Origin of the sequence: Pelagibacterium sp. (assembly GCF_965249125.1) — a bacterium.
In the GTDB taxonomy this organism is placed as follows: domain Bacteria; phylum Pseudomonadota; class Alphaproteobacteria; order Rhizobiales; family Devosiaceae; genus Pelagibacterium.
The window spans coordinates 2390518-2412952 of the sequence record NZ_OZ252217.1; the positions used below are offsets into that span (position 1 = coordinate 2390518).

The window sequence follows — 22435 nt, forward strand, 5'->3', positions numbered from 1 at the left end:
CAGCTATTTCTCACCGATGGAGCGCTGGTAGGCGGTGAACGCAGCCCGCGCGTCGGCGTACGCCTCTTGCCTGTCGACGCTCCAATAGGTCAAATCCTCGATCGGGATGGGTGCGTTGGTGATCGCACAGCGCACGAACGTGCCCGGTTTGACGACGACATAATCGGCGTCGAGGTAGCGAATCTTGGCTTCGGACGGGGCAAAACCGGAATCGAGAATATTCATGGGCAGCGTTCCTCTAGATCAAATCCGCTTTTCGCTCGCGCGGCCCTTCGAATCGCGGGTTTGATCCAGGTCCTTGTCTTGTCGCGCGTCCGAATCGCAAAACCGTTTCCACTTTTGCTGGACGCGCTCTAACCCTTGTTTAGCGGGCTTTGGGGCGAGGGTCAAAACAGACTTTCCTGCCCCCCGCCGCTGTCCTCGGCGCGTGATTTCTTGCGCGGGATCGGAGGCGCTCCGGAAACGGTTGCCGCGATCGAGCCCTGAGCCACGTCAATGGTCAGCGCATCGCCCGGCTTCACATCATCGGATGTGCGCACAAGATTGCCGCCGGCGTCGGTGACCAAAGCAAATCCCCTCGCCAGAACCTGATGATAGCTGACCGATGACAGCAGCTTGGACAACCCATCAAGCCGTGCCCGGCGGGTTTCGACGATGCGAATGAAGGCGGGATCCATGCGATTGGCGGTCGCATCAAGATGACGGCGTCCCTGGGCGATCGGCGTGGTCAGGAGGCCGGGGCGCAATCGGCTGCCTATCGGTGAAAATGCGACCCGCGCGCGCCCTGCCCTTGTCTGCAACCCATGGCGAGCACGCGTGCTTGCCGCTTGCAACCTGTTGGCGGCTGCATCGAGCCGCTGGCGGAGCAGCCCGACGGTCAACCTTCCAGCAACGCGCTGGTGATCCATGGCCTTGGTGTGCTGGGCGGCGCGAAGGCCGGAACCAAGTCTCGCTGTCGCCATGTCGAGACGCTGACGCTGGGTGGAAACGAGATCACCCGGTCGGGGAAGACCAGCCGAGGCCGCGCGAAGGCGGTCCTTGAGATTGGCCGCGACGCGGCGCGCGGCCATGCGCTGGCGCGAACCGAGATCTTCGACATAGGCGATCAACTCGCCGCGCACGGGCACAGCCATTTCGGCCGCTCCCGTGGGCGTGGGGGCCCGCCTGTCGGCGACATAATCGATGAGCGTGATATCGGTTTCGTGCCCGACCGCCGATATGACGGGGATTTCCGAGCGCGCGACGGCGCGGACCACGCTTTCCTCGTTAAAGCCCCAAAGATCCTCGATCGAGCCGCCGCCGCGTGCAACGATCAGCAGGTCGGGTCGAGGGATCGGACCATCGGGCAAAAAGGCATTGAAGCCATCAATAGCAGCACTCACTTCGGGCGCGCAGGTGTCGCCCTGCACCCGCACGGGCCAGACGATGACGTGGGAGGGAAAGCGATCATCGAGGCGATGAAGAATGTCGCGGATCACCGCGCCGGTCGGGGAGGTCACAACGCCAATCACCCGAGGAAGATAGGGCAGTTCTTTCTTGCGTTCGGGCGCGAACAGGCCCTCGGCGATAAACTTTTTCCGCCGCTCCTCGAGCAGCGCCATAAGGGCGCCGGCGCCGGCGGGTTCTATGTTCTCTATGACAATCTGATATTTCGACGAGCGCGGATAGGTGGTCAGCCGCCCCGTGGCAATAATCTCAAGCCCTTCCTGGGGCTTGAAGGCAAGGCGCGAATAGCTGCCCTTCCAGACCACCGCATCTATGGCCGCGCCATCATCCTTTAATGTGAAATAGCAGTGGCCTGAGCTGTGCTGGCCGCGGAAGCCGGAGATTTCGCCGCGCACGCGCACATAGCCGAACTGGTCCTCGACGGTGCGTTTGACCGCCTGGGAGATTTCGGAAACCGTGAATTCGAAGGCGTTGGACTGATTATCGCTCATGGGTGTCGTTGGTGACCGAGCCTTGCGGCGCCGTCAAGGGTGGCGGGTTGTCATCGCACATGATAGAGGGGCGCCAAACTCAAGGCAAAGAGGGTGAGCCATGCGCGTGTTGCTGATTGGATCGGGTGGACGTGAGCACGCGCTGGCCTGGAAGATGACGCAATCGGAGCGCCTGGAAAAGCTGTTCGTCGCACCCGGAAATGGCGGGACGCAGACATTTGCCGAAAACGTCGCTCTTGATGTTGCCAATCACTCAGCTGTTGTCGATTTTTCGCTGCGCGAGCAGATCGACCTCGTGGTGGTCGGCCCGGAAGTGCCGCTGGTAGCGGGGATTTCGGACGATTTGCGCGCAGCCGGGATTGCGGTTTTCGGCCCATCGAAAGTTGCTGCGCAACTCGAAGGGTCCAAGGCATTCACCAAGGCGCTGTGCGACGAAATGGGCATCCCCACCGCAGCTTACGCAAAATTCGATGCACTCGAACCCGCGCTCGCCTATCTGGACCAGCATGGCGCTCCCATCGTCATCAAGGCCGACGGGTTGGCCGCCGGCAAGGGTGTTACTGTGGCCGAGACGCTGGAACACGCAAAAGAGGCCGTACACGACTGCTTTTCGGGCACATTCGGAGCGGCAGGCGCGGAGGTGGTGATCGAGGAATGCCTGATCGGCGAAGAAGCCAGCCTTTTTGCCATCTGCGATGGCGAGCACACCATCCTCTTGCCAGCCGCGCAGGATCACAAGCGTGCTTTCGATGACGACAAAGGGCCCAATACCGGCGGCATGGGGGCCTATGCCCCCGCACCGGTGATGACCGACGCCCTGATCGAACGCGCCCATCGCGAGATCGTTGCTCCGGCCATAAAGGGGATGGCGGCACGCGGCACGCCATTTTCAGGCGTATTGTTTACTGGGTTGATGATAACTGAGGACGGTCCAAAGCTCATTGAATTCAACACACGGTTCGGCGACCCCGAAACTCAAGTGCTGATGATGCTGCTCGATAGCGATCTGCTCGATATTCTCGAAGCTACCGCACACGGCTCCCTCGCCAGCGTTTCGCCGCGCTGGAAGCGAGAAATCGCCCTGACGGTGGTGCTTGCGGCCAACGGTTATCCAGGAGCATACGAGAAGAATTCCGTCATAGGTAATGCCGACGGGTTGGACGGCGAAACCGTTCGGGTCTTTCACGCCGGTACGGTGCGAGACGGCGACGCCCTGCTGGCAAATGGCGGACGGGTACTCAATGTAACGGCGATAGGCGAGAGCGTGAGCGAGGCGCGCGAGCGTGCTTATGCGGCGGTCGACGCCATAGACTGGCCGGACGGATTTTGCCGCCGCGACATCGGCTGGCGCGCGCTTTAGCAGCAATCTCTTCTCAACCCGATATGGCTAGACTAGGCTGACGGAGGAACCGGAGGGCTTGTGGCCATGGGGACGATCAGAGATCCCAAAATCGGTATCGCGCTGGGGGGCGGTGCGGCGCGTGGGCTGGCGCATATTCCCTTCATCGAGGCAATGGATGAGCTCGGGCTCGTCCCGCACCGGATCGCAGGCACATCGATCGGTGCGTTGATCGGTTCGGGCTGGGCGGCCGGGCTTATGGGACGGGAAATCCGCGACCTGTCCTACGAAATGCTCGGCACGATGAACGGGCTGTTCGGACGCCTACTCTCCACCCAGGTGCGGTCGATGGCCAAGATCTTCCGCGAAGGCATTTCGATCCAGCTCGATCCGGTGCAAGTGGTCGACACCTTCACCCCCGACGACATGCCGGACTCATTTCAGGGGCTCAAGATACCGTTCACCTGTGTCGCGACCGATTTCAGGTCCTGGCATGAGGTCGCGTTTCATGAAGGCGCGCTCAAGCCGGCATTGGCCGCGTCTCTGGCTGTTCCGAGCCTCTACAGGCCCGTACATTTCCACAAGACCGTTCTGGTGGACGGGGGCGTGGTCAATCCACTGCCGCTCGACCACGCTGCGGCAGGCACCGATATCCTGGTTGGTATCGACGTCAATGGCGATCCTCATGCCTGGCCGGACGGCTATATTCCGACGATGCTCGATATCGGATTCGGATCTGCCCAGATCATGATGCATCAGTTGATCGCGCACATGATCGCCGCCTATCCACCCGATCTCTATTTCCGCCCGCACCATGTCAATATCGGTGCGCACGAATATTGGCGGGTACGGGAGATCATCAAGGTGGGGGAAGCCGAAAAGGAACGTTTCAAGCGCGATATCGCTGCAAAGGTCGAAGGCTTCATCGCCGCTCAGCGAAAAATTTCCTGAGCATTTCTGCAGCCCGACTGGCAGAAACACCCCCGATCACCTCTGGCGCGTGATGGCAGGTTGACTGATCGAAGAATCGGACGCCATTGTCCACCGCTCCGCCTTTTGCGTCTTCAGCGGCGTAATAAAGCCGGCGCAATTTGACATGCGCGATGGCACCGGCACACATGGTGCAGGGCTCGAGCGTTACATAAAGATCGCAATCGGAAAGACGCCCGGTGCCGTCGGCTGCCAGTGCCGCGCGGATGGCGTTGAATTCAGCGTGCGCCGTTGGATCGCCTGTCTCGCGCATGGTGTTGCGTCCTGTGGCAAGTACCTTGCCGTCCCGCATGATGACGGCGCCGACGGGCACTTCTCCCGCTGCAGCGGCCTCTGCAGCGAGCGCAAACGCAATTTCCATGGGATTGTCTGGCGTGGTCATGGTGAGGCGCTCATATCAGCTTTGGTGCTGGCTGTCCGCCCCGTTAGAATGGCAACAAAGGAGAATCAGCATCCATGGCCATCCGCCAGCTTCCAGACGATCTGGTCAACAAGATTGCCGCCGGCGAGGTCGTCGAGCGTCCGGCCAGCGTCGTCAAGGAACTTGTCGAGAACGCGCTTGATGCCGGAGCAAGACGCATCGCCATCACCACAGCGGCTGGAGGAAAAAGCCTGATCCGCATCGAAGATGACGGGTACGGCATGAACGAAGCTGACCTCATGCTATCGGTCGAGCGGCATGCGACCTCCAAGCTCAAAGATGACGGGCTCGACGATATTCGTACACTGGGTTTCCGTGGCGAGGCGCTGGCTTCCATTGGATCTGTGTCCGATCTTTCGATTGCTTCGCGTACCGCTAACGCCGAGACGGGCCTCAAGATCGCGCTCAAGCGCGGCGTCAAATCCGGTCCGGTGCCGCATCCGATCAATCGCGGTACGATTGTCGAGGTCAAGAACCTCTTTGCCGACATCCCCGCCCGACTCAAATTCCTCAAGACCGACCGGGCCGAGACCGGAGCGATAACCGACGTCATCAAACGCCTGGCGATGGCGCATCGCGGGGTTCATTTCGTTTTATCGGGCACTGACCGGCAGCCGATCAACTGGCCCGCGCAGACCGGCGAGAACGCCGTCCACGCCAGACTGGCGCAAATCATCGGGGCAGATTTTCCCGAAAACGCGCAGCAGATCGGGTTCTCGCGCGGCGGGATCGTGGTGGGCGGACTAGCGGGATTGCCGACCTATTCGCGCGCCAACACGCTCAACCAGTTCTATTTCGTCAACGGGCGTTCCGTGCGCGACAAGGTGTTGCTCGGCGCCGTGCGGGCCGCTTATGCCGATTTCCTGCATCGTGACCGGTTTCCGGTCATTGCGCTCTTTGTTGCCATCGATCCGGGCGAGGTCGATGTCAACGTCCACCCGACCAAGGCCGAGCTGCGCTTTCGCGATCAGGGCGCCGTGCGGGGCGCTGTTATCCGGGCAATCGGTGAAGCACTGGCCGCAGCGGGCTTTCGCGCATCTTCGAGCGTGGCGGAGTCGGCGCTGGCAAGCTTTCGGGTCCCCGTGCCGGAGGGCAGGTCGGGACCGGCGAGCAGCTTTGCCGAGCCTGCAGCGATCCCAACCGGCCACAGGGAACCCTCGCCGCTGCTGGGCCAGCAAGGTACCTTTTCAGCGGGTCTGGCGGCCGAAATCCGCAGGTTCGATGCTCCCAGCGCCCGATATGAACCCGTTGAGGTTCCTTCTGCGGAACAGCAGGACTTCCCCCTTGGCGTAGCGCGCGCGCAGGTGTTCGAGAATTACATCGTTGCCCAGAATGGCGATGCGCTGGTGCTGATCGATCAGCACGCGGCCCACGAACGGCTGGTCTACGAACGATTCAGAACCCAATTGCGCAGTGGGCCGGTTGCCAGCCAACGGCAATTGATTCCTGTGGTTGTCGATCTTCCGGAAGAAGATTGCGGGCGACTCGAGGACGCGGCGCCGGTTCTCGAAAAGCTCGGCCTCTATCTCGAACGGTTTGGTCCTGGGGCCGTTGCCATAAATGAAACCCCTGCCCTTTTGGGACAGACCGATATCGAGGGGCTGGTGCGCGATCTCGCCGACGGGCTGGCCGAATGGGACAATGTCGCTGTGCTCGAAGAGCGCATGGATGCCATTATTGCCCGTATGGCCTGCCATGGATCGGTTCGGTCGGGGCGCCGCCTGCGAGTAGACGAAATGAATGCACTGCTGCGCGAAATGGAGGCCACTCCCCATTCAGGTCAATGCATCCATGGGCGCCCTACTTATATCGAACTCAAGAAGGGCGATTTGGAGCGCCTGTTTGGGAGGCGATAGTCCGCGCCGATTCTATCGCTCTTCAGGCCGAGCGTGTTTCAGCGTTTTGAGCTCGGCCCTTTTCGACCTCGGCTTGCGCGGAAATCAACAGTCCCGCAGTGGCTGCGGCTAGCGTGACCAAAGCGCCTATAATGCTCAGAATGACCAACGCCATTGTATTGCCTCCAACTTGCGTGATGCAGACCCAACCGCACAGGGCGTGAGCGGTTCCTGAAAAACGGCGCGGAGCGGCAAATTTATGGCCGGTGTGTGGCAAATATCACTTTCCACACAGTTGCTCACATCAGCCGAGGTCAGGTGGCGTCTAGAAAGGTGACGGCCGTATCGGCATATTCACGGCGGTCGACAATTTCTGTGCCCGAGAGAGCTTCGATCGTGGCGTTCTTTCGCTCTTCGAGAACGATGAGAGCTCCTTGTGCAATCCAGCCGCCAGCCAGCGCGCTGGCGATGGCCTTTTCTCCCAGCCCTTTGCCGTATGGCGGGTCGACGAAGACAAGGTCCGACGGTTTGATGCGTTCGGCAGGGCCAAGATCGGTGGCGTCGCGCTTGAGAAGTTTGGTCTGGCCGCCCACGCCAAAGAGCTCGATGTGGCCGCGAATCAGGCCACGCGCCTCAATGCCGGTGTCGATGAAGACACAATGGGCAGCACCGCGCGACAGCGCTTCAAAACCGAGCGCGCCCGTGCCCGCAAACAGGTCGAGCACATATCTCCCGTCGAGGTGAGGACCGATGCGGCTTCCGATTATCGAGAACACGGCCTCACGCACGCGGTCCGAAGTGGGACGAATTTCGTCCGACTTCGGTGCCTCGAGCTGTTTGCCGCGGAATTTTCCGGCGACGATACGCATCTAGCTATTTGTCCTCGTCCGGACGTGGGCGGCGGGGCCGGTCAGGGCGACCGCCGGTCGATGACTTTCCATCCCGGCGCGGCGGACGCGGGCCAGCCGGTCGGTCGGTTCCAGCTTCGCGACGCGGTCCTTTCGCAAAAGGCTTACCGCCAGGCCGAACCTGCCCGCCAGGACCTTTCGAGAACGGGCGATCAGGACCTGCCCCCTCGCGTCGCGGCCCCCTGGCGAATGGACGATCCCCGCCCGCGCCGTCTCTACGAGGCCCTTTCGAAAATGGACGATCGCCACCAGCGCCGTCGCGGCGTGGTCCCTTGGCAAACGGACGGTCACTCCCGGCACCTTCGCGGCGCGGCGGACGATCCGCGTCCTTACGGAACGGGCGATCACCGCCGCTACCGGCTTGTCGGGGGCCCTTACTGAACGGTTTGCCTGCGGGCCGCTGGGGGCGTTCGCCGAAGGACTTTTCGCCCTTGTCGAACCTCTTGCCAGCCGAACTGTCTCGGCGCGGGCGGTCGCCGAAGCCGGATTCATCACGTTTACCCTTGCGGTCACCACCAGATGGCACAAAGCTCTGGGAGGGACGTCCGTCGTCGAAATGGACGGTGCGAGGCGCCTCTTCGCGTCTCTCCGGGCGCTTGAAATCGGGACGTTTGCGCAGACCGCCGAAGCGATCACGTTCGGTGGGCTGGCTCTCGCGCTGCGGCGAACGGCGACGGGGCTGGTTTGGGTCTTCGGCGACAGGAGAGTCAAAATCGGCTCCCGCGCTTTCGGCCAGGCGCTTGCCCAACTGATCCTGGAGGATACGCGATTTGACCTTTTCTACCGAGCCAGTCGGCAAATCGCCAAGCTGGAACGGTCCATAGGACAGGCGGATCAGCCGGTTGACCTCGAGGCCGAGGGCGCCAAGGACGTTGCGGACTTCGCGGTTTTTCCCCTCGCGCAGGCTCATGGTGATCCAGACATTGGAGCCGCTGGTGCTGTCGAGAACCGCCTCGATGGGACCGTAATCGACACCGTCGACGGAAATGCCCTTGGCGAGCGTGTCGAGTTTGTCCTGAGTGACCGAACCGAAGGCACGGACGCGGTAGCGCCGCACCCAGCCCGTCGCCGGCAATTCCAGCGTACGCTTGAGGCCGCCGTCGTTGGTGAGCAACAACAAACCCTCGGTATTGTAATCGAGACGCCCGACGGTGAGCACGCGCGGCAGGCCAAGCTTTCCGAACTCGGAAAAGACCGTGGCGCGGCCCTCGGGATCCTTCTCTGTGACCATAAGGCCGGCGGGCTTGTGGTACAGCCAAAGCTGAGTTGCCTGCTTGCGGGCAAGAGGCTTGCCATCGACGGCGATCGTGTCGCTTTCGACGACATTGAATGCGGGGGTTTTAACCGGGCTGCCGTTGACCGCGATGCGACCGGCGGTGATCCAGGCTTCGGCGTCGCGGCGCGAGCAGACACCCGCGCGGGCGATGACCTTGGCGAGGCGCTCGCCGGGGGGTGGAGGGGCTTTATCGCTCATTGGAGCGTCTTCTTTCAATCTGGAGCTATCAAAGCAAAGCGAGGCCAACGGCCCCGCCTCGAGTATTTTTCGGTACTGCGCGCGAAATCAGCGTGAGGCTGCTGCGCGGACATCGGGCGGGCAGCGCGGATCGGACAAGGTGACAAGGTCCCCATTTGCCGCCTGGCAAATGAGTTGCTGGCCCGCAACGGTCTGGAAATACTGTTCGGGCGGCAGGTAGATGTTGCGCTCGGTCAGGCCCTGGGCGTTGCGATACGCCGCCATGCGTGCGGCAAGCTGGCGCGCTTCTGGTTCGGTCAGAGGGCGACCCGAGGTGGCGCCCGACGACAGCACGCGCCCGGTCCGCAGTGCCTCAAGATCGGCGGTGGTGAGGCCGCTGGTGTCGATGGTTACGGCGCTCGAGTCTTCGGGGATGACCGCTGTCGACTGGCTGGGGGGCGGCGGGGTCGAACCCGACGCCGGCAGCACGAGCGGGCTGCGTTCGCCCGAAACCATCGGCTTTTCCTCACGCGGCACGATACCCACGCCCTGCAGCGTCGAGCGCATCACCTCACGCTCGAAGGTCAAGGGATCGGTGAGCGCATTTGTGCCCTCCACGGTGGTGCAGGCGGCCAGTGCCGAAGCAGCCGCGGCGGCCAGGAATGTCAGACGCAGCAGGCGTTTGGCCCTGTTCATACTCTTTACAACCGTACCCATGGACGTCTCGACCACCCTGATGATCCCTGATTTTCGTGGGGTTATAGCCCATTGGTGGGCGTAAGGCCAGAATTTGGCCGATTTAGGATTTGGTTTCCGGCTCGGGCCGGGGACGGAGGACGTCGATGATGAGCGCGATGACGCCAATGGATATGGCCATGTCGGCGATGTTGAAAACATAGGGGAAAAAGCTCAGCGAGAAGAAATCGGCGACGGCGCCGTAAATCACACGGTCGATGGCGTTCGAGAGCGCGCCGCCGATGGCGAGGGCAATGCCGATGCGGGTGAGCAGGGAGTCCTCCCTGACCCACCACCATGCCAGGGCGATCATGGCCAAGGCCATGATAAGCAACAACATTTCCGGGGTCATGCCGGCCATCAACCCGTAGGAAATCCCGGTGTTCCAGACGAGCGTGTAGTCAAAAAACGGTGCAACTTCAATGACTTCGCCGCCCGTCCATCCGGCTAAATCGACCTGCAGATATTTGTGCAGGCGGTCGAAAATCAGGACGTCGAGGCCAAGAAAAAAGCTCCACAGGACAGACGGTTTCATCAACCAATTCATACGCTTAGCCCCGCTACAGCCCGCTCGCGCATCGCCTGGGCATCGCGGGGGGTCAGATCGGGGTATTCGGGGTCCGAACCGACCTCCGGAGAGACCTTCCAGGAGCGCGCGCAGCGGGTTCCCTCGGCTCGGGCGAAGGCCACCTGGACACCCGGCACCTCGTCCAAACTAAAGAATTGTTGGCTCGAAAATGCATGGAGTTGAGTGGAAATTGCCGACACAATGCACGATTCGGCGAGATCGTGAGTTTCGACCGCCTTGGCGAGTTCGGGATCGGTGATGGCGACGATGGGGGCTGCCTCGAGCGAGGAGCCGATGACCTTGTTCTTGCGCTCGATTTCGAGCGCCCCGGTGACGACCCGGCGCACGGCGCGGATCTTTGCCCATTTTGCCGCCAAGCCATCGTCACGCCATTCGGAGGGCACCTCGGGGAAGGTGCGGGCGTGGACCGATGATGTCTCGCCCGGGTTCCGCTCGAGCCAGATTTCTTCCATCGTAAAGACCAGCACCGGGGCCAGCCATGCGGTGAGGCATGAATAGAGCTGGTCTAGGACGGTGAGGGCCGCTTTGCGCTTTTGCGAGGAGATCGGATCGCAATAGAGCGCGTCCTTGCGGATGTCGAAATAGAAGGCCGAGAGTTCGAGGTTCATGAAGTTGGCGATGGTGTTGACCACGCGCTTGTAGTCATAGGCCTTATACCCAGCGCGCACTTCGCCATCGAGCACCGCAAGGCGATGCAGGATGAGCTTTTCGAGCTCTGGCATATCGGCGTGGGCCACGGCTTCCTCGGACTTGTAATGGGCGAGGTTGCCCAAAAGCCAGCGGAAGGAATTGCGCATCTTGCGATACATCTCGACGGTGTTGGCGAGGATCTCATCGCCGATGCGGTGATCCTCGGCGTAGTCGATGGTCGCGGCCCACAGGCGCAGGATGTCGGCCCCGAATTTCTTGATGATGTCCTGGGGGGCAATTGTGTTGCCCAGCGATTTGGACATTTTGTACCCGTTCTTGTCCATGGTGAAGCCATGGGTGAGGACGGATTCGTAGGGCGCAAAACCGTTGGTGGCGCAGCTTTCGAGCAGCGAGGAATGGAACCAGCCGCGATGCTGGTCGGAGCCTTCGAGATACATGGAGGCGGGGAATTTCAGATCCGGCCATTTTTCCTTGTTGCGCAGAACGAAGGCATGGGTGGAACCGGAGTCGAACCAGACGTCGAGAATGTCGGTGACCTTGGTCCAGTTTTGGGGGTCGGACACATCATTGCCAAGGAAGCGCTGTTTGGCGTCTTCGGCGAACCATGCGTCGGCACCCTCTGCATTGAAGGCAGCAACGATGCGGGCGTTGACGGCCTCGTTCTTGAGGATTTCGCCGGTCTCGGCATTGACGAACACGGTGATGGGCACACCCCAGGCGCGCTGGCGGGAGAGCACCCAATCGGGGCGATCGGCGATCATTGCGCGCAGGCGGTTCTGGCCGGCGGGGGGGACGAATTTTGTGGCGTCGATTGCCGTGAGGGCGCGGGTGCGCAGGGTATCTGTTCCCTTGGCGAAGGCCCCCTCACCCGGCGCGTTCGCGCCGACCTCTCCCCCTGAGGGAGAGGTGAGGCTTGCCGCAAGCGCCTCCTCTTCACCTCTCCCTTGGGCGAGAGGTCGGTCCGCAGGACCGGGTGAGGGGGCCTTTCCAACACCACCAAGGTCCTTGTCCATATAGACGAACCATTGGGGGGTATTGCGGAAGATGATGGGTTTTTTGGAGCGCCAGGAGTGCGGATACTGGTGCTTGAGGCGACCGCGCGCAAAGAGGTTGTTTGCGGCGATGAGCGCGGTGATGACGCGCTGGTTGGCGTCGCCCTTCTTGCCCTTGTCGTCGATGACGCGCGCAGGCCCGCCTTCGGCGTCGGGGCCGAAACCGGGGGCGTCCTTGGTGTAAAAGCCTGCGTCGTCGACGGTGAAGGGGATCGTGGTGTCGATGCCTTTTGCGGCGATGGCGCGGCCTTCGGTCATCCAGATTTCAAAGTCGTCCGCACCGTGGCCGGGGGCGGTGTGGACAAAGCCCGTGCCGGCGTCGTCGGTGACGTGATCGCCATCGAGCAGCGGCACAAGGAAGTCGTATCCTCCGCCGAAACCGCGGAGCGGGTGGTGGAGGGTCATGGCGCCAAGTTCATCGGCGCTGACGTCGGCAAGGCGCTTGAAGGTGAGTTTTGCCTTTGTCGCGCTTTCAGCGGCGAGGTTGTCGGCAAAGATCAGCTTTTCGCCGGGCTGCGGGCCGAAATCGTTCTCGGCGGATTGGACTTCGTACAGGCCATAGGCGATGCGCGAGGAATAGGAGACGGCGCGGTTGCCGGGGATGGTCCACGGGGTGGTGGTCCAGATGACGACGGATGCATCCAGCAAGTGCTCACGTGCCTTGGCAAGGGCGATTGCCTCTTCCTCAATCCGAGCAATATCGTCCTGACCGGATACACCTCGCAAGCCCGTAGAGCGCCATGCTCTGGCCACCGGAAACTTCACCCAGATCGCGTCGCTCTCGTAATCCTGATATTCGATCTCGGCTTCGGCGAGAGCCGTCCGCTCAACGACCGACCACATGACGGGCTTGGAGCCGCGATACAGCTGGCCGGACGTGGCGACTTTCATTAGTTCGGAGGCGATGGTGGCCTCAGCGTCGAAGCTCATGGTGAGGTAGGGGTTGGCCCAATCGCCATTGATGCCGAGGCGCTTGAATTCGGCGCGCTGGACATCGACCCAGTGCTCGGCAAAGGTGCGGCATTCGGCGCGGAATTCGTTGACCGGCACTTCGTCCTTGTTGAGGCCCTTGGCGCGGTATTGTTCCTCGATCTTCCATTCGATGGGCAGGCCGTGGCAGTCCCAGCCCGGCACATAGGCCGAATTGTAGCCCAGCATCTGCATGGAGCGGGACACAAGGTCCTTCAATGTCTTGTTGAGCGCGTGGCCGATATGGATGTTGCCATTGGCGTATGGAGGGCCGTCGTGGAGGGTGAATTTTTCACGATCACGGCTCTGCTCGCGCAGCATTTTATAGAGGTCCATATCCTCCCAGCGCTTGAGCCATTCGGGCTCGCGCTGGGGCAGGCCGGCCCGCATGGGGAAATCGGTCTGGGGCAGGAACAGGGTATTTGAGTAGTCGCGCTCGGTGGTCGCGCCCGGTTGCGTGTCGGTCATAAGAACTCGCGGAAGTCTTCAGTCATGAGATCGGGACCGCTTTTAACAGCGGTGGCGGAGGATTGCCAATGGGTTTGGCGGCGATGGGCAAAGACAGGGAGCGCTTGAGCTTGCCGCGCCACCCCTCCCCATCCCTCCCCGTCGAGGGGAGGGTGTTCTGGGGCTCCCCCAGCGTCGTGTCGGCTGCGCACCGTGTGCTCGCTGGGAGACGTGGGAAACAGCAGATGGCAGAAGCCGCGCTAATTGCCCGAAACAAAGCCCAGGGCGGCGTCCAGCTCGGAGAGCGGGCGGGCCTGGGCGGTGATAATTCGCGCTGTCGCCGTGTCCTTGTCCATCTGTTCTATGAGCGGGGTGAGGCCATCGAATGTCATCTGCCCCCGGATGAAGCCGAGCAGGGCAATTTCGAGGGTCTTGCCATAGATGGTGCGGTCGAAATCGAAAATGAAGGTCTCAAAGGGCGGGCGCGTATTGTCGAACATCGGCTTGCCATAGGCGGCGACGCCATCGAAAACCTCACCGTCGAGCCGAACCTTGACGGCATAGACCCCCTGCGCCAGCCCGAAGGTGTCGGGCACAGCCATATTGGCGGTCGGATAGCCCAGTTCGCGGCCGCGCTTGTCGCCCTCGATCACCGTGCCGGAAAAGAAGTGGTGGTAGCCCAAGAGGCTGTTGGCGGCCTGGACATCGCCGCCGGCCAGCGCATCGCGGACGCGAGAGGACGACACAGGCTCGGTGCCATCATCGAGCATCGTGCAGACTTCGACGGAAAAGCCCTGCTCTTCACCCTGCGCCAGGAGAAAATCGGGCGTGCCTGCCCTGCCCTTTCCGAAATGGAAATCGGCCCCGATCACGACCCCCGAAACCTCCAGCGCTTCCAGCAGATAGCGGGAGACGAAATCATGCGCTTCGACTGACGCCAGATCACGGGTGAATTCCATGAACGCAACGGCATCAAAGCCCAGCGCCTCGACGAGACCGGCTTTCTGGTCGGCATAGGTCAGGCGAAAAAGAAAGGGCGCTGGAGCGAACACGTCGCGCGGGTGCGGCTCGAAGGTGAGGACCAGTGCCGGAACGCCTTTTTTTGCCGCCATGGCTCGGGCGGCGGCAAAGACCTGCTGGTGCCCGCGATGGCAGCCGTCGAAATTGCCGATGGCGACCACGCCGCCCCTCAGGGCAGGTGGAACAGCCGAAAGGCCATCGAGTCGGGCGAAATTTTTGCCTGCGGTCATGTTCGTCTGGATCGTTTCGTCGCGCTTCCTTGACGGAAGTTTTGGGTGAGGCCACGCAAAGTCGCGCGGAAACTGCCTTTTTGTGGGTCCGATTGCAAGAGCGGAGGATCAGGCCTTTTGGCCAATATAGCGCCAGGCGCGGGCCCGGCGCGGTTCTGCGGTCGGTGGCTCGCCAAAATCAATCACCGGATAGGTGCCGATCGGCCGCATGCGGTCCCGTGGCAAGTGCTCGCGCCCGATGTCTCCGACATAGACCCGGCGATTTGCGCCATGGCATCGATCAAGGAAAGCGCCGACACGCGCGGCCAATTCCCTTTCATAAAAGAGATCGCCCACAAGGATGATTTCGGCCTCGGGTGCGGGGCCGTCGAGGAGGTCGGTGTTTCGGGCATCGACCGCTACCGAATTGAGCGCAGCGTTGAGGTGGAGGGCCGCGATGGCATTCGGGTCGGTATCGCAGGCCAGAACGCGCCTCGCTCCGCTCAGGGCCGCCGCTATGGCGACAAGGCCCGAGCCGGTACCCAGATCGAGGACGGTGCGGCCAGACACGATCCGGGGATTGGCCATGATGTGCCGGGCCAGGACCAGCCCACCGGGCCAACACCATGCCCAATAGGGCGGAACGCCATCGCGTGCCAGCTTCCAGACCCCGCTCTGCGGGACGGCAAGATGGAGCCGGATATCGGGAATGCCCGGCACCGCAGCAACCGGAAGATTTTCCGCAATGAAGCGCGCGGGGTCTATCTTGTGCCCCTCACCAGACCAGACGCGGCATGAACCCGACCATGTTGGCGCGGGAGACCGAGACGAAATCTGAGACCCTTCGGGCCGGGGGATCATTGAAGGCATCGAGTTCGGCGGCGTGGATCGAGCCGGTGATGAACAGCAGGTCGATGCCGAACTGGGCAGCGCCCATTGCGTCGGTGCGCACGGAATCGCCGATGGCGAGGATTTCGCTTTTTCCAAAGCGCTTGCCCGCAGCCTGGTCGGCCAGGGCCCTGGTCTGCTCGTAGATGGGATTGTAGGGCTTGCCGGCCATCATCACGCGGCCGCCGATGTCCTCATAGGCGTCGGCCAGCGCGCCGCCGCAGTAAACGATACGATCACCTTCCTCGACGACCTTGTCGGGGTTGGCGCAGATGAGGGGCAGATTGCGGGCTTTCCAAATGGCCATGCGGTCCGCGTAATCGTCTGGGGTGTCGTCATCGGTATCGAGATCGGTAACGGCGACGGCGGTCGCTTCCTCGTCGGAGCCGAAGGTGAGATCGAGACCTTCAAACAGCACGTCGTCGACGGCGGGGCCGACGCGGGCGACGGTGCGGCCGCGCCAGTTTTCGAGCAGGGCGCGGGTGGCATCGCCGGACGAAACCAGCGCGTCATAAGCATCGCGCGGAATATTCATGGCGTCGAGCTGGGCGATGATGGAAGAACCGGGACGGGGAGCGTTGGTGATGAGCACGACGCGGCCGCCGCCAGCACGGAATTGGCTCAGCGCCTCAACGGCGCTCCAGTGCGGGGTGACGCCATTGTGCAATACGCCCCAGACATCGGAGAGCACGGCGCCGTAGCGGTTGGCGAGGCTGGAAAGACCGGGAGTGGGGCCGGTGAGAGCGGGCATGGGCTTTACCTTGGATCAAATCTTTTATTCGGTCGCGCTTCGCAGGTGGATAAGTGGTGTCCACCGATCCAGCAAGCACTCGGTCAGCGCGCGGCGGCGCGCCGCAAATCATCATCGCCATCGTCGCGCAGATCGGCGCGCAAGGGACCCGTCGCGCCCATCACAGGGCCCTGCGCAAGCTTTATGCCATCGTCGAGCAGGGCAAGAATTTCGCTTTCGCTCTCAAGATCGGAGACGACGAGATTGATGCCGAAGCGCTTTATATAGTCGTTGATATCGGAGGAATGAAAATCGGTCAGAGCGGTCGGCGATTTGAGGAAGACGCGGGCGCCGACAGAAATGTAACGAACGCCTTTTTCGGCAAGCCCGGCGAAATCGAGGCGCAGCGTTGTCGCATTGCGCAGGGCGACGAACACGCCTTGCTGGACCAGACTGGCCAGCCCATCGGATTCGGGGCGCGAGAGGCCGGTCCATTCCTCATAGTCGAGGGCAAAGACAATATCGGAATTGACGGCGCGATTGGCGGCCAGAAGGGTCAGGGTCTGCTCAAGCGCCAGCTTGTCACCAAGGCTGGCGGGGGAAATATCGACCAGCAGACGGACCGGATCGCCGCTCAGGCGCGCCCGGCGGACGATGCGGATGGCTTCCTCGGCGCAGATGCGATCGATGCGGCGCAGAACGACGGTACCCTCGCCGGTGGGGATTGGCATGTATTGGGGCGGATCGGCGAGCTTTCCTTCAACCTCGAGCCGGGGGACGAGATCGAGGGCATGCATCTTGCGCTGGGGCAGCGTGAGGATGGGGCGGGCATGGTGGACCAACCGGCCCTCATCGAGCGCGCGCCTGACCTCGTCGAGGGCGATGGTGGGGGCTCGGCGGGGCTGGGGCGCGTCGGCCGGCTCGCGATCGTCCCTGCGGATCGGGGCGGCGGCGGCCTGGGCGGTTTCGAGGTCGGAGACGGCCTCGGCAACCTGGCGAACCACGGTGCCCAAAACGCTCATATCGGCCTCGATCACGTCGAGGCGCTGGCCGAGTTCGAGATCGACAAGGGCGTTGACGCGCTGGCTGAGGACCTGGCCGGCCTTGGCGTCGGTGGCCAGCAGGCGGCCCATTTCCTCGACGCCCTGTTCGAGACGCCGGAAGGCGCGGCGGCGGGCCTTGCGCTCTTCGATCATCGCCCCGCCCAGTATGACGGCCAGCCCCAAAAGCCCGGCTTCGATGGGGGTGAAGCCGAGGGCAAAATAGGCCGCCGCGCCAATGGCGGCGCCACAGACTCCAACAAAAATCAGCACCAGATTGTGCACCCGGCTCAGAGCCCCCCGCGGGAATCAAATTCGGCTTTCATTTAAAGGTTTAGCACTCTCACTGGCGACTAAAAAGCGGGAGCGCCAACCCTTTGTTTACCCTAATGGATTGATAGTGCCGGCAAGAGTAGAGCCTTCATCTGGCAAGGAGAAGCGGCCTGATGCGTGATGGAACCCCGTCGGACGCAGATGTAAATCTGTTGCTGATCGAGTGTTCGCCCGAGCGGGCGCGCGCCACTATGTCGGCCATTTTCGGGCAATGGGGTCAAGCCGTTACGCTTGTGCATTGCACCAGCGGGCAACAGGCGTTGCGCCGCCTCAAGGTGGAACGCTTCGACGTTATCCTGGCGGAGACCGAAAGCCTCGAGGGCGCATCACGCGACGAGGAAGGCGCTTTCAGCGCGCTGGCGGCGGTTTCCGACGGCGCGCTCATCATTGCACTTTCCGACGGCGGGTCGGTGTCGCTGGCGGTTGCCGCGATGCGGGCGGGAGCCCATGACTATCTGTCGCTGCCGCTTTCGGGGCCTGTCCTTGCGGCCCGGCTGGGCGAACTGGGCCAGCGCCACGGCAAGGCCCGGGCGATGGTGTGCGACATGCTCGCCGAAAAGCATCCCGACTTTGAGGGGTTCGTGGGGACGACGCCCCAGATGCAGGCGATCTACGACCAGATCCAGCGGATCGCGCCTTCGGCGGCGCCGGTGTTCATCACCGGGGAGAGCGGGACGGGCAAGGAAGTGACGGCGGAGGCGCTGCACAAGCGCAGCCCGCGCGCAACCAAGCGCTTCATCGCCATCAATGCCGGCGCGATCCCGCGCGAATTGATGGAATCGGAAGTGTTCGGGGCGGTCAAAGGCTCGTATACGGGCGCCCATGAGGACCGCAAGGGTGCCATTGAAATGGCCGATGGCGGCACGCTGTTTCTCGATGAAGTCGGGGAAATGGACCTGGCCCTGCAATCGAAACTCCTGCGCTTCCTGCAGACGGGAACGATTACACGGGTCGGGGAGTCGGTATCGCGGCCGGTCGATGTGCGGGTGATCTGCGCGACCAATCGCAACCCGATGCAATTGGTCAGCGAAAAGAAGTTCCGAGAGGATCTGTTCTATCGCCTGCATGTCCTGCCCATTCATTTGCCACCGCTGCGGCAGCGGCCGGGCGATATCATGCCCCTCGCGCAGAGCTTTCTGGCGACTTTTTCCAAGGAAGAGAGCAAGGGCTTTACCGGGTTTGCACACGACGTCGCCGACCTGTTCGTGGCGCGCGAATGGCCGGGCAATGTGCGCCAGCTGCAGAATCTGGTGCGCCGCATCGTCGTGATGTTCGATGGCGGCATGGTCACCGCGCAAATGGCGCTGGCGGCCGATATCGAATCTCGGGAGGTCTATGAGGTCCCGGCGAGGCCGCACGGTCCCCTGCCCGATATCCTGCCGATGTGGCAGCAGGAGCAAAAGATCATCGAGGATGCGCTCGGCGCGTTCGGGGGCAACATCGCCCGCGCGGCCGCGGCGCTGGAGATCAGCCCTTCGACGATCTATCGCAAACGGCTGGGCTGGGAGCGCGCCGGCGCGGCCTGACCATGATCGCTCATGGCTCGAGCGGCAGGGGCCGTCTCAGCGGGGACTGTACCCCTGGGCATAATAGACCTGGATATTGCCCAGCTCGGTGACGCCATTGCGCGCAATGGCTATGGTCCCGAGATGCTCGATAGTGTCAAAGCTGTCTGAATATGCGTCTGGCACACGATCGCCATTCGCGGTCTGGGCAACGATATAGGCGTTCCAGCCGACATAGTCGTTCTGCTCGAAGTTGAATTGAAGATTGCGGGGGTCGTTGCCGAAACAGGCCAGCGGGAGGCGTCCGGAAATCTGGGTGTCGATATAGCCGCAATCAATCCAGTTGGTGCCGGCGACAAATAATTCGCCCTGCCCGAAGGCCCCACGCTCGTCGAGGGCCTGGCCAAGTTCGGTCCATGGAAGCTGCAGGGCCGTAGGGTCCTCCCAATCGCCGGGAAAGACCGCGCGCGCCCAGCCGGTGGCGGCGTGCGAAACCAGCAGGGTCAGGATGGCCAGCGTGGCGATGGCCGAGCCATAAAGCCAGATGCGGATTGCCCTGCCGTTGCGGTTGGCGGCCCAGGCGCCCATCAGCATGAACAGCATGAGGTATCCGGGCGCCTGCCAGTGGAAGTGGAACTGGGTATCGCTCCAGAGCGCCACGAGGGTGAAAAAGATGACCGGCGGCCAGCCGATATAGGAAAACAGCGCCGCCACGCCCGGCTCGGCGCCAGAGGGGAACTGGCCGCGTGGCCCGGCGCCTAGTGCCTTGCCGCCGATATAGAGCGCGGGCAGCGCCAGCCATGGGACCATGTAAAGCAGCTGCCCCCAGATCATGCGGATGAAACCATCCCAGCGCAGGCCGGATTCGGCAAGCGCCCTGCCCCCCTGAAAGCCGAAGGAGGCCCAATCGTTGCGCGCGTTCCAGATGAGAACCGGCGAGAAGACGGCGAGAGCGATCACCAGCGCCAGCCATGGGGCGCGATGGGTCAGCCAGCGGCGCTGGGTGGAATTGGCCAGAACGAAAAGGCCGGTCCCCGCCACCAGAAAGGCCGCGTGATATTTCGAAAGCAGTGTCAGCCCGAGAAACAGCCCGGCAAGACTCCAATAGAGGAACGGGCGTTGGGCGCCCTTGCCAAAAAAGATCTCGATGAGAACGCGAACCGTCGCGAGCCAGAACATCACCATGGGCCCGTCCGGCTGCGTCCACGAACCGATCGAGAGGGAAAACAGCACGCAGGCGTTGACGATCAACGCGGCGTAAAAGCCGCCCAGCGGCGAATGAATGCGGCGGACAATGTCAAAGACCAGCCAGGTCGAGACCGCAAACATCAAAATGAAGGGCAGCCGGACGATCAGAAGGTTGTCCGATCCGGTCAATTGCAGGGTCGCCCAGATGGTCCAGAGCGATACGGGAGGCTGATCGAAATAGCTCAGATGGAACTGGCGGGCCGAGGCAAGGTAGTATGCCTCTCCAGTGCCCCAGCCAACGACGGCGGCGCCGATCATACGCAGCACGAGGGTGACGGCGATGAGGGCGAGCGTGGCCTGGCCGGGGGTAAAGGGGCCGATGCGGGGGGAGTCAGCGGGCATACCGGGTTCCTGTTGATGTCCCCAAAAGATATCGGCTGTGCCGATACCCCCTCCCATCCTCCCCCGCAAGGGGGGAGGTGCCAGGCGGGGAATTTGGCAAGTGACCAATTTCATCGTCACCGCCACGTAAAAATGCGGGTCACAGCGTAGTTAAAGACCACGCTCATTACCGCGCCGGCTATACCGGCAACGATGAAATTGGCCATGTGGGTTTCAAAAAGCACGCTGGCGACAGAAACGTTGGCCAGGGTGCCGAAGCTGCACACCAGATAGAAACTGAGAAGTCCCGTCCAGAACCGACGGCCGGTCAGTTTCTTGTCGGCGTAGGTCAACTCGTTGTTGAGCAGGTAATTGGTGGTCATGGCCACCAGAGTTGCGGCCAACTGGCTGTTGGCGAAGTTGAAATCGAGGACTTCAAAGGCAAAGGTCAGCACCGAAAGGTGGACAACGACACCAGATGCCCCGACGAGGGAAAACAAGAGAAAGCTGGTGGGCAGGATGCCACGGGAAATCTGCGACACGATGAGCCCAAGAAACTGGGCAACGACCAGAGCGCTCATCTTGCTTTCGCCAGCGAAGCGGGGGCGGAAGGTGTAGGGCACTTCGGTGATCGTCAGCTTGCGCCCCAACTGGCGGTTGCCGGTGGCAATGATGTCGAGCAGGATCTTGAAGCCTTCACGCGACAAACGCGGCACTATCTGATTGAACAGCGACCGGCGGAGCAGGAAAAAGCCGCTCATGGGATCGGACAGGGCCTTGCCGGTGAGAAGCCCCGAAAGCCGGGTTGCCAGTTCGGACCCCTTCTGGCGGCTGGCGGAAAAGCCCTCCTGCGAACTTCCCTCGCCGGTGTAGCGCGAGCCCACGACAATATCTGAACCGGCGCGCGCCTGTTCGAGCATCTGGGTCAAAATCGTCTCGTCGTGCTGATGGTCGGCGTCGATAACGGCCACAAATTCCGCCGCGGAGGACGCCATACCCTCGATACAGGCCGACGACAGGCCCCGCCGCCCGATGCGATGAATGCACCGGACATGGGGTTTGTGTGTCGCTATCTGTTTGGCCAGGTCGGCCGTTCCGTCCGGGCTGTTGTCATCGACGATGATGACCTCGAAGGTCGTACCCGCCAAGGCCGCCTCAAGCTTTTCGATAAGCGGGGCGATATTGTCGCGTTCATTGAAGGTGGGGACGATGACCGACAGGGTCGGGGAAATCCAGTTCTGTGCGGACATGTTTTTCAATTCTGTCATCGTCTCGTCTTTTTATGTCCGCATGAAAGGCGCGCATGCAAATCGCGCAACGGCATAACAAGCCCCTGCCCGCGATGCAAAATTTTTTGCGTGCGGCATTCTTGACTCCCACACTCCCCTCTCTTATCTGCACCACACGCTGCTAGCACTCCTGGCGTTAGAGTGCTAATGGCTGAGGAAATTGCATCTCAACTTCACGTTCCAAAGGAGCGACTATGAGCTTCCGTCCCCTGCATGACCGCGTTGTGGTCCGTCGCGTCGACAGCGAATCCAAGACCGCCGGCGGCATCATCATCCCCGATACAGCCAAGGAAAAGCCCTCCGAGGGCGTTATCGTTTCCGTGGGCGCCGGAGCCCGCGACGACAGCGGCAAGATCGTTCCGCTCGACGTCAAGGAAGGCGACCGCGTCTTGTTTGGCAAGTGGAGCGGCACCGAAGTCAAGGTTGGCGGCGAAGACCTGCTGATCATGAAAGAGTCCGACATCATGGGCGTGATCGAAGGTTGATTTTGGTCGGTCGCGTTTCCGAACCGGAAAACCGGTTTTCA

At 62.0% G+C, this 22435-nt stretch carries 19 protein-coding genes; 5 read left to right on the forward strand and 14 right to left on the reverse strand.

What is annotated here, in order from left to right:
- Positions 1-3: 3 nt before the first annotated feature.
- Entirely contained in the window at positions 4-225 is a 222-nt protein-coding gene (locus tag ACP148_RS11755) for a DUF2093 domain-containing protein (protein ID WP_421952571.1), read from the reverse strand.
- Positions 226-386: 161 nt separating this feature from the next.
- Positions 387-1937 (reverse strand): exodeoxyribonuclease VII large subunit, encoded by a 1551-nt coding sequence (gene xseA / locus ACP148_RS11760; protein WP_421952572.1) that lies wholly within the window; start codon positions 1935-1937, stop codon positions 387-389.
- Between the two features lie 100 nt (positions 1938-2037).
- On the opposite strand from xseA, the gene purD reads away from it, so the two are divergent.
- Both purD and ACP148_RS11770 read left to right on the forward strand, forming a co-directional pair.
- Entirely contained in the window at positions 2038-3297 is a 1260-nt protein-coding gene (gene purD, locus ACP148_RS11765) for a phosphoribosylamine--glycine ligase (protein ID WP_425033510.1), read from the forward strand.
- A gap of 66 nt (positions 3298-3363) precedes the next feature.
- Positions 3364-4227 (forward strand): patatin-like phospholipase family protein, encoded by an 864-nt coding sequence (locus ACP148_RS11770; RefSeq protein ID WP_421952574.1) that lies wholly within the window; start codon positions 3364-3366, stop codon positions 4225-4227.
- Here ACP148_RS11770 and ACP148_RS11775 read toward each other — a convergent pair.
- Complete coding sequence (locus ACP148_RS11775; RefSeq protein WP_421952575.1) at positions 4199-4648, reverse strand: nucleoside deaminase; 450 nt, start codon at positions 4646-4648, stop codon at positions 4199-4201. The genes ACP148_RS11770 and ACP148_RS11775 overlap by 29 nt on opposite strands.
- Before the next feature lie 74 nt (positions 4649-4722).
- Between ACP148_RS11775 and mutL the strand changes: the two genes are divergently transcribed.
- The gene (mutL, locus tag ACP148_RS11780; RefSeq protein WP_421952576.1) at positions 4723-6543 is read left to right on the forward strand and encodes a DNA mismatch repair endonuclease MutL; all 1821 of its coding nucleotides are present in this window, start codon (positions 4723-4725) and stop codon (positions 6541-6543) included.
- Positions 6544-6836: 293 nt separating this feature from the next.
- Here the strand turns inward: mutL and rsmD are convergent, their stop codons facing one another.
- From rsmD to ACP148_RS11825, 9 genes are all read right to left on the reverse strand, one after another.
- Complete coding sequence (rsmD, locus tag ACP148_RS11785; RefSeq protein WP_421952577.1) at positions 6837-7391, reverse strand: 16S rRNA (guanine(966)-N(2))-methyltransferase RsmD; 555 nt, start codon at positions 7389-7391, stop codon at positions 6837-6839.
- Between the two features lie 4 nt (positions 7392-7395).
- Positions 7396-8904, reverse strand: a complete 1509-nt coding sequence (locus tag ACP148_RS11790; protein ID WP_421952578.1) for a pseudouridine synthase — start codon at positions 8902-8904, stop codon at positions 7396-7398.
- 87 nt (positions 8905-8991) lie between these two features.
- Positions 8992-9600, reverse strand: a complete 609-nt coding sequence (locus ACP148_RS11795) for a hypothetical protein (RefSeq protein ID WP_425033511.1) — start codon at positions 9598-9600, stop codon at positions 8992-8994.
- An 82-nt stretch (positions 9601-9682) separates the two neighbouring features.
- Positions 9683-10153 (reverse strand): signal peptidase II, encoded by a 471-nt coding sequence (gene lspA / locus ACP148_RS11800; protein WP_421952580.1) that lies wholly within the window; start codon positions 10151-10153, stop codon positions 9683-9685.
- Positions 10154-10161: 8 nt separating this feature from the next.
- A complete protein-coding gene (ileS, locus tag ACP148_RS11805; RefSeq protein ID WP_425033512.1) occupies positions 10162-13347 on the reverse strand; it encodes an isoleucine--tRNA ligase in 3186 nt (1061 codons plus the stop codon).
- 239 nt (positions 13348-13586) lie between these two features.
- A complete protein-coding gene (locus ACP148_RS11810; protein WP_425033513.1) occupies positions 13587-14576 on the reverse strand; it encodes a bifunctional riboflavin kinase/FAD synthetase in 990 nt (329 codons plus the stop codon).
- Positions 14577-14684: 108 nt separating this feature from the next.
- The gene (locus ACP148_RS11815; RefSeq protein ID WP_421952813.1) at positions 14685-15275 is read right to left on the reverse strand and encodes a class I SAM-dependent methyltransferase; all 591 of its coding nucleotides are present in this window, start codon (positions 15273-15275) and stop codon (positions 14685-14687) included.
- Positions 15276-15330: 55 nt separating this feature from the next.
- A complete protein-coding gene (locus tag ACP148_RS11820; protein ID WP_421952814.1) occupies positions 15331-16194 on the reverse strand; it encodes a TIGR01459 family HAD-type hydrolase in 864 nt (287 codons plus the stop codon).
- An 83-nt stretch (positions 16195-16277) separates the two neighbouring features.
- Complete coding sequence (locus tag ACP148_RS11825; protein ID WP_421952815.1) at positions 16278-17486, reverse strand: EAL domain-containing protein; 1209 nt, start codon at positions 17484-17486, stop codon at positions 16278-16280.
- Between the two features lie 173 nt (positions 17487-17659).
- Between ACP148_RS11825 and ACP148_RS11830 the strand changes: the two genes are divergently transcribed.
- Positions 17660-19072, forward strand: coding sequence for a sigma 54-interacting transcriptional regulator (locus ACP148_RS11830; RefSeq protein ID WP_421952816.1), 1413 nt, complete (start codon positions 17660-17662; stop codon positions 19070-19072).
- Positions 19073-19108: 36 nt separating this feature from the next.
- On the opposite strand, the gene ACP148_RS11835 is transcribed toward ACP148_RS11830, so the two are convergent.
- Together ACP148_RS11835 and ACP148_RS11840 are read right to left on the reverse strand one after the other, a co-directional pair.
- Positions 19109-20641: a glycosyltransferase family 39 protein gene (locus tag ACP148_RS11835; RefSeq protein ID WP_421952817.1), complete on the reverse strand. Its 1533-nt coding sequence runs from the start codon at positions 20639-20641 to the stop codon at positions 19109-19111.
- Positions 20642-20757: 116 nt separating this feature from the next.
- Positions 20758-21888 (reverse strand): glycosyltransferase, encoded by a 1131-nt coding sequence (locus tag ACP148_RS11840; RefSeq protein ID WP_421952818.1) that lies wholly within the window; start codon positions 21886-21888, stop codon positions 20758-20760.
- A 215-nt stretch (positions 21889-22103) separates the two neighbouring features.
- On the opposite strand from ACP148_RS11840, the gene ACP148_RS11845 reads away from it, so the two are divergent.
- Positions 22104-22394, forward strand: coding sequence for a co-chaperone GroES (locus tag ACP148_RS11845; RefSeq protein ID WP_421952819.1), 291 nt, complete (start codon positions 22104-22106; stop codon positions 22392-22394).
- Positions 22395-22435: the final 41 nt, after the last annotated feature.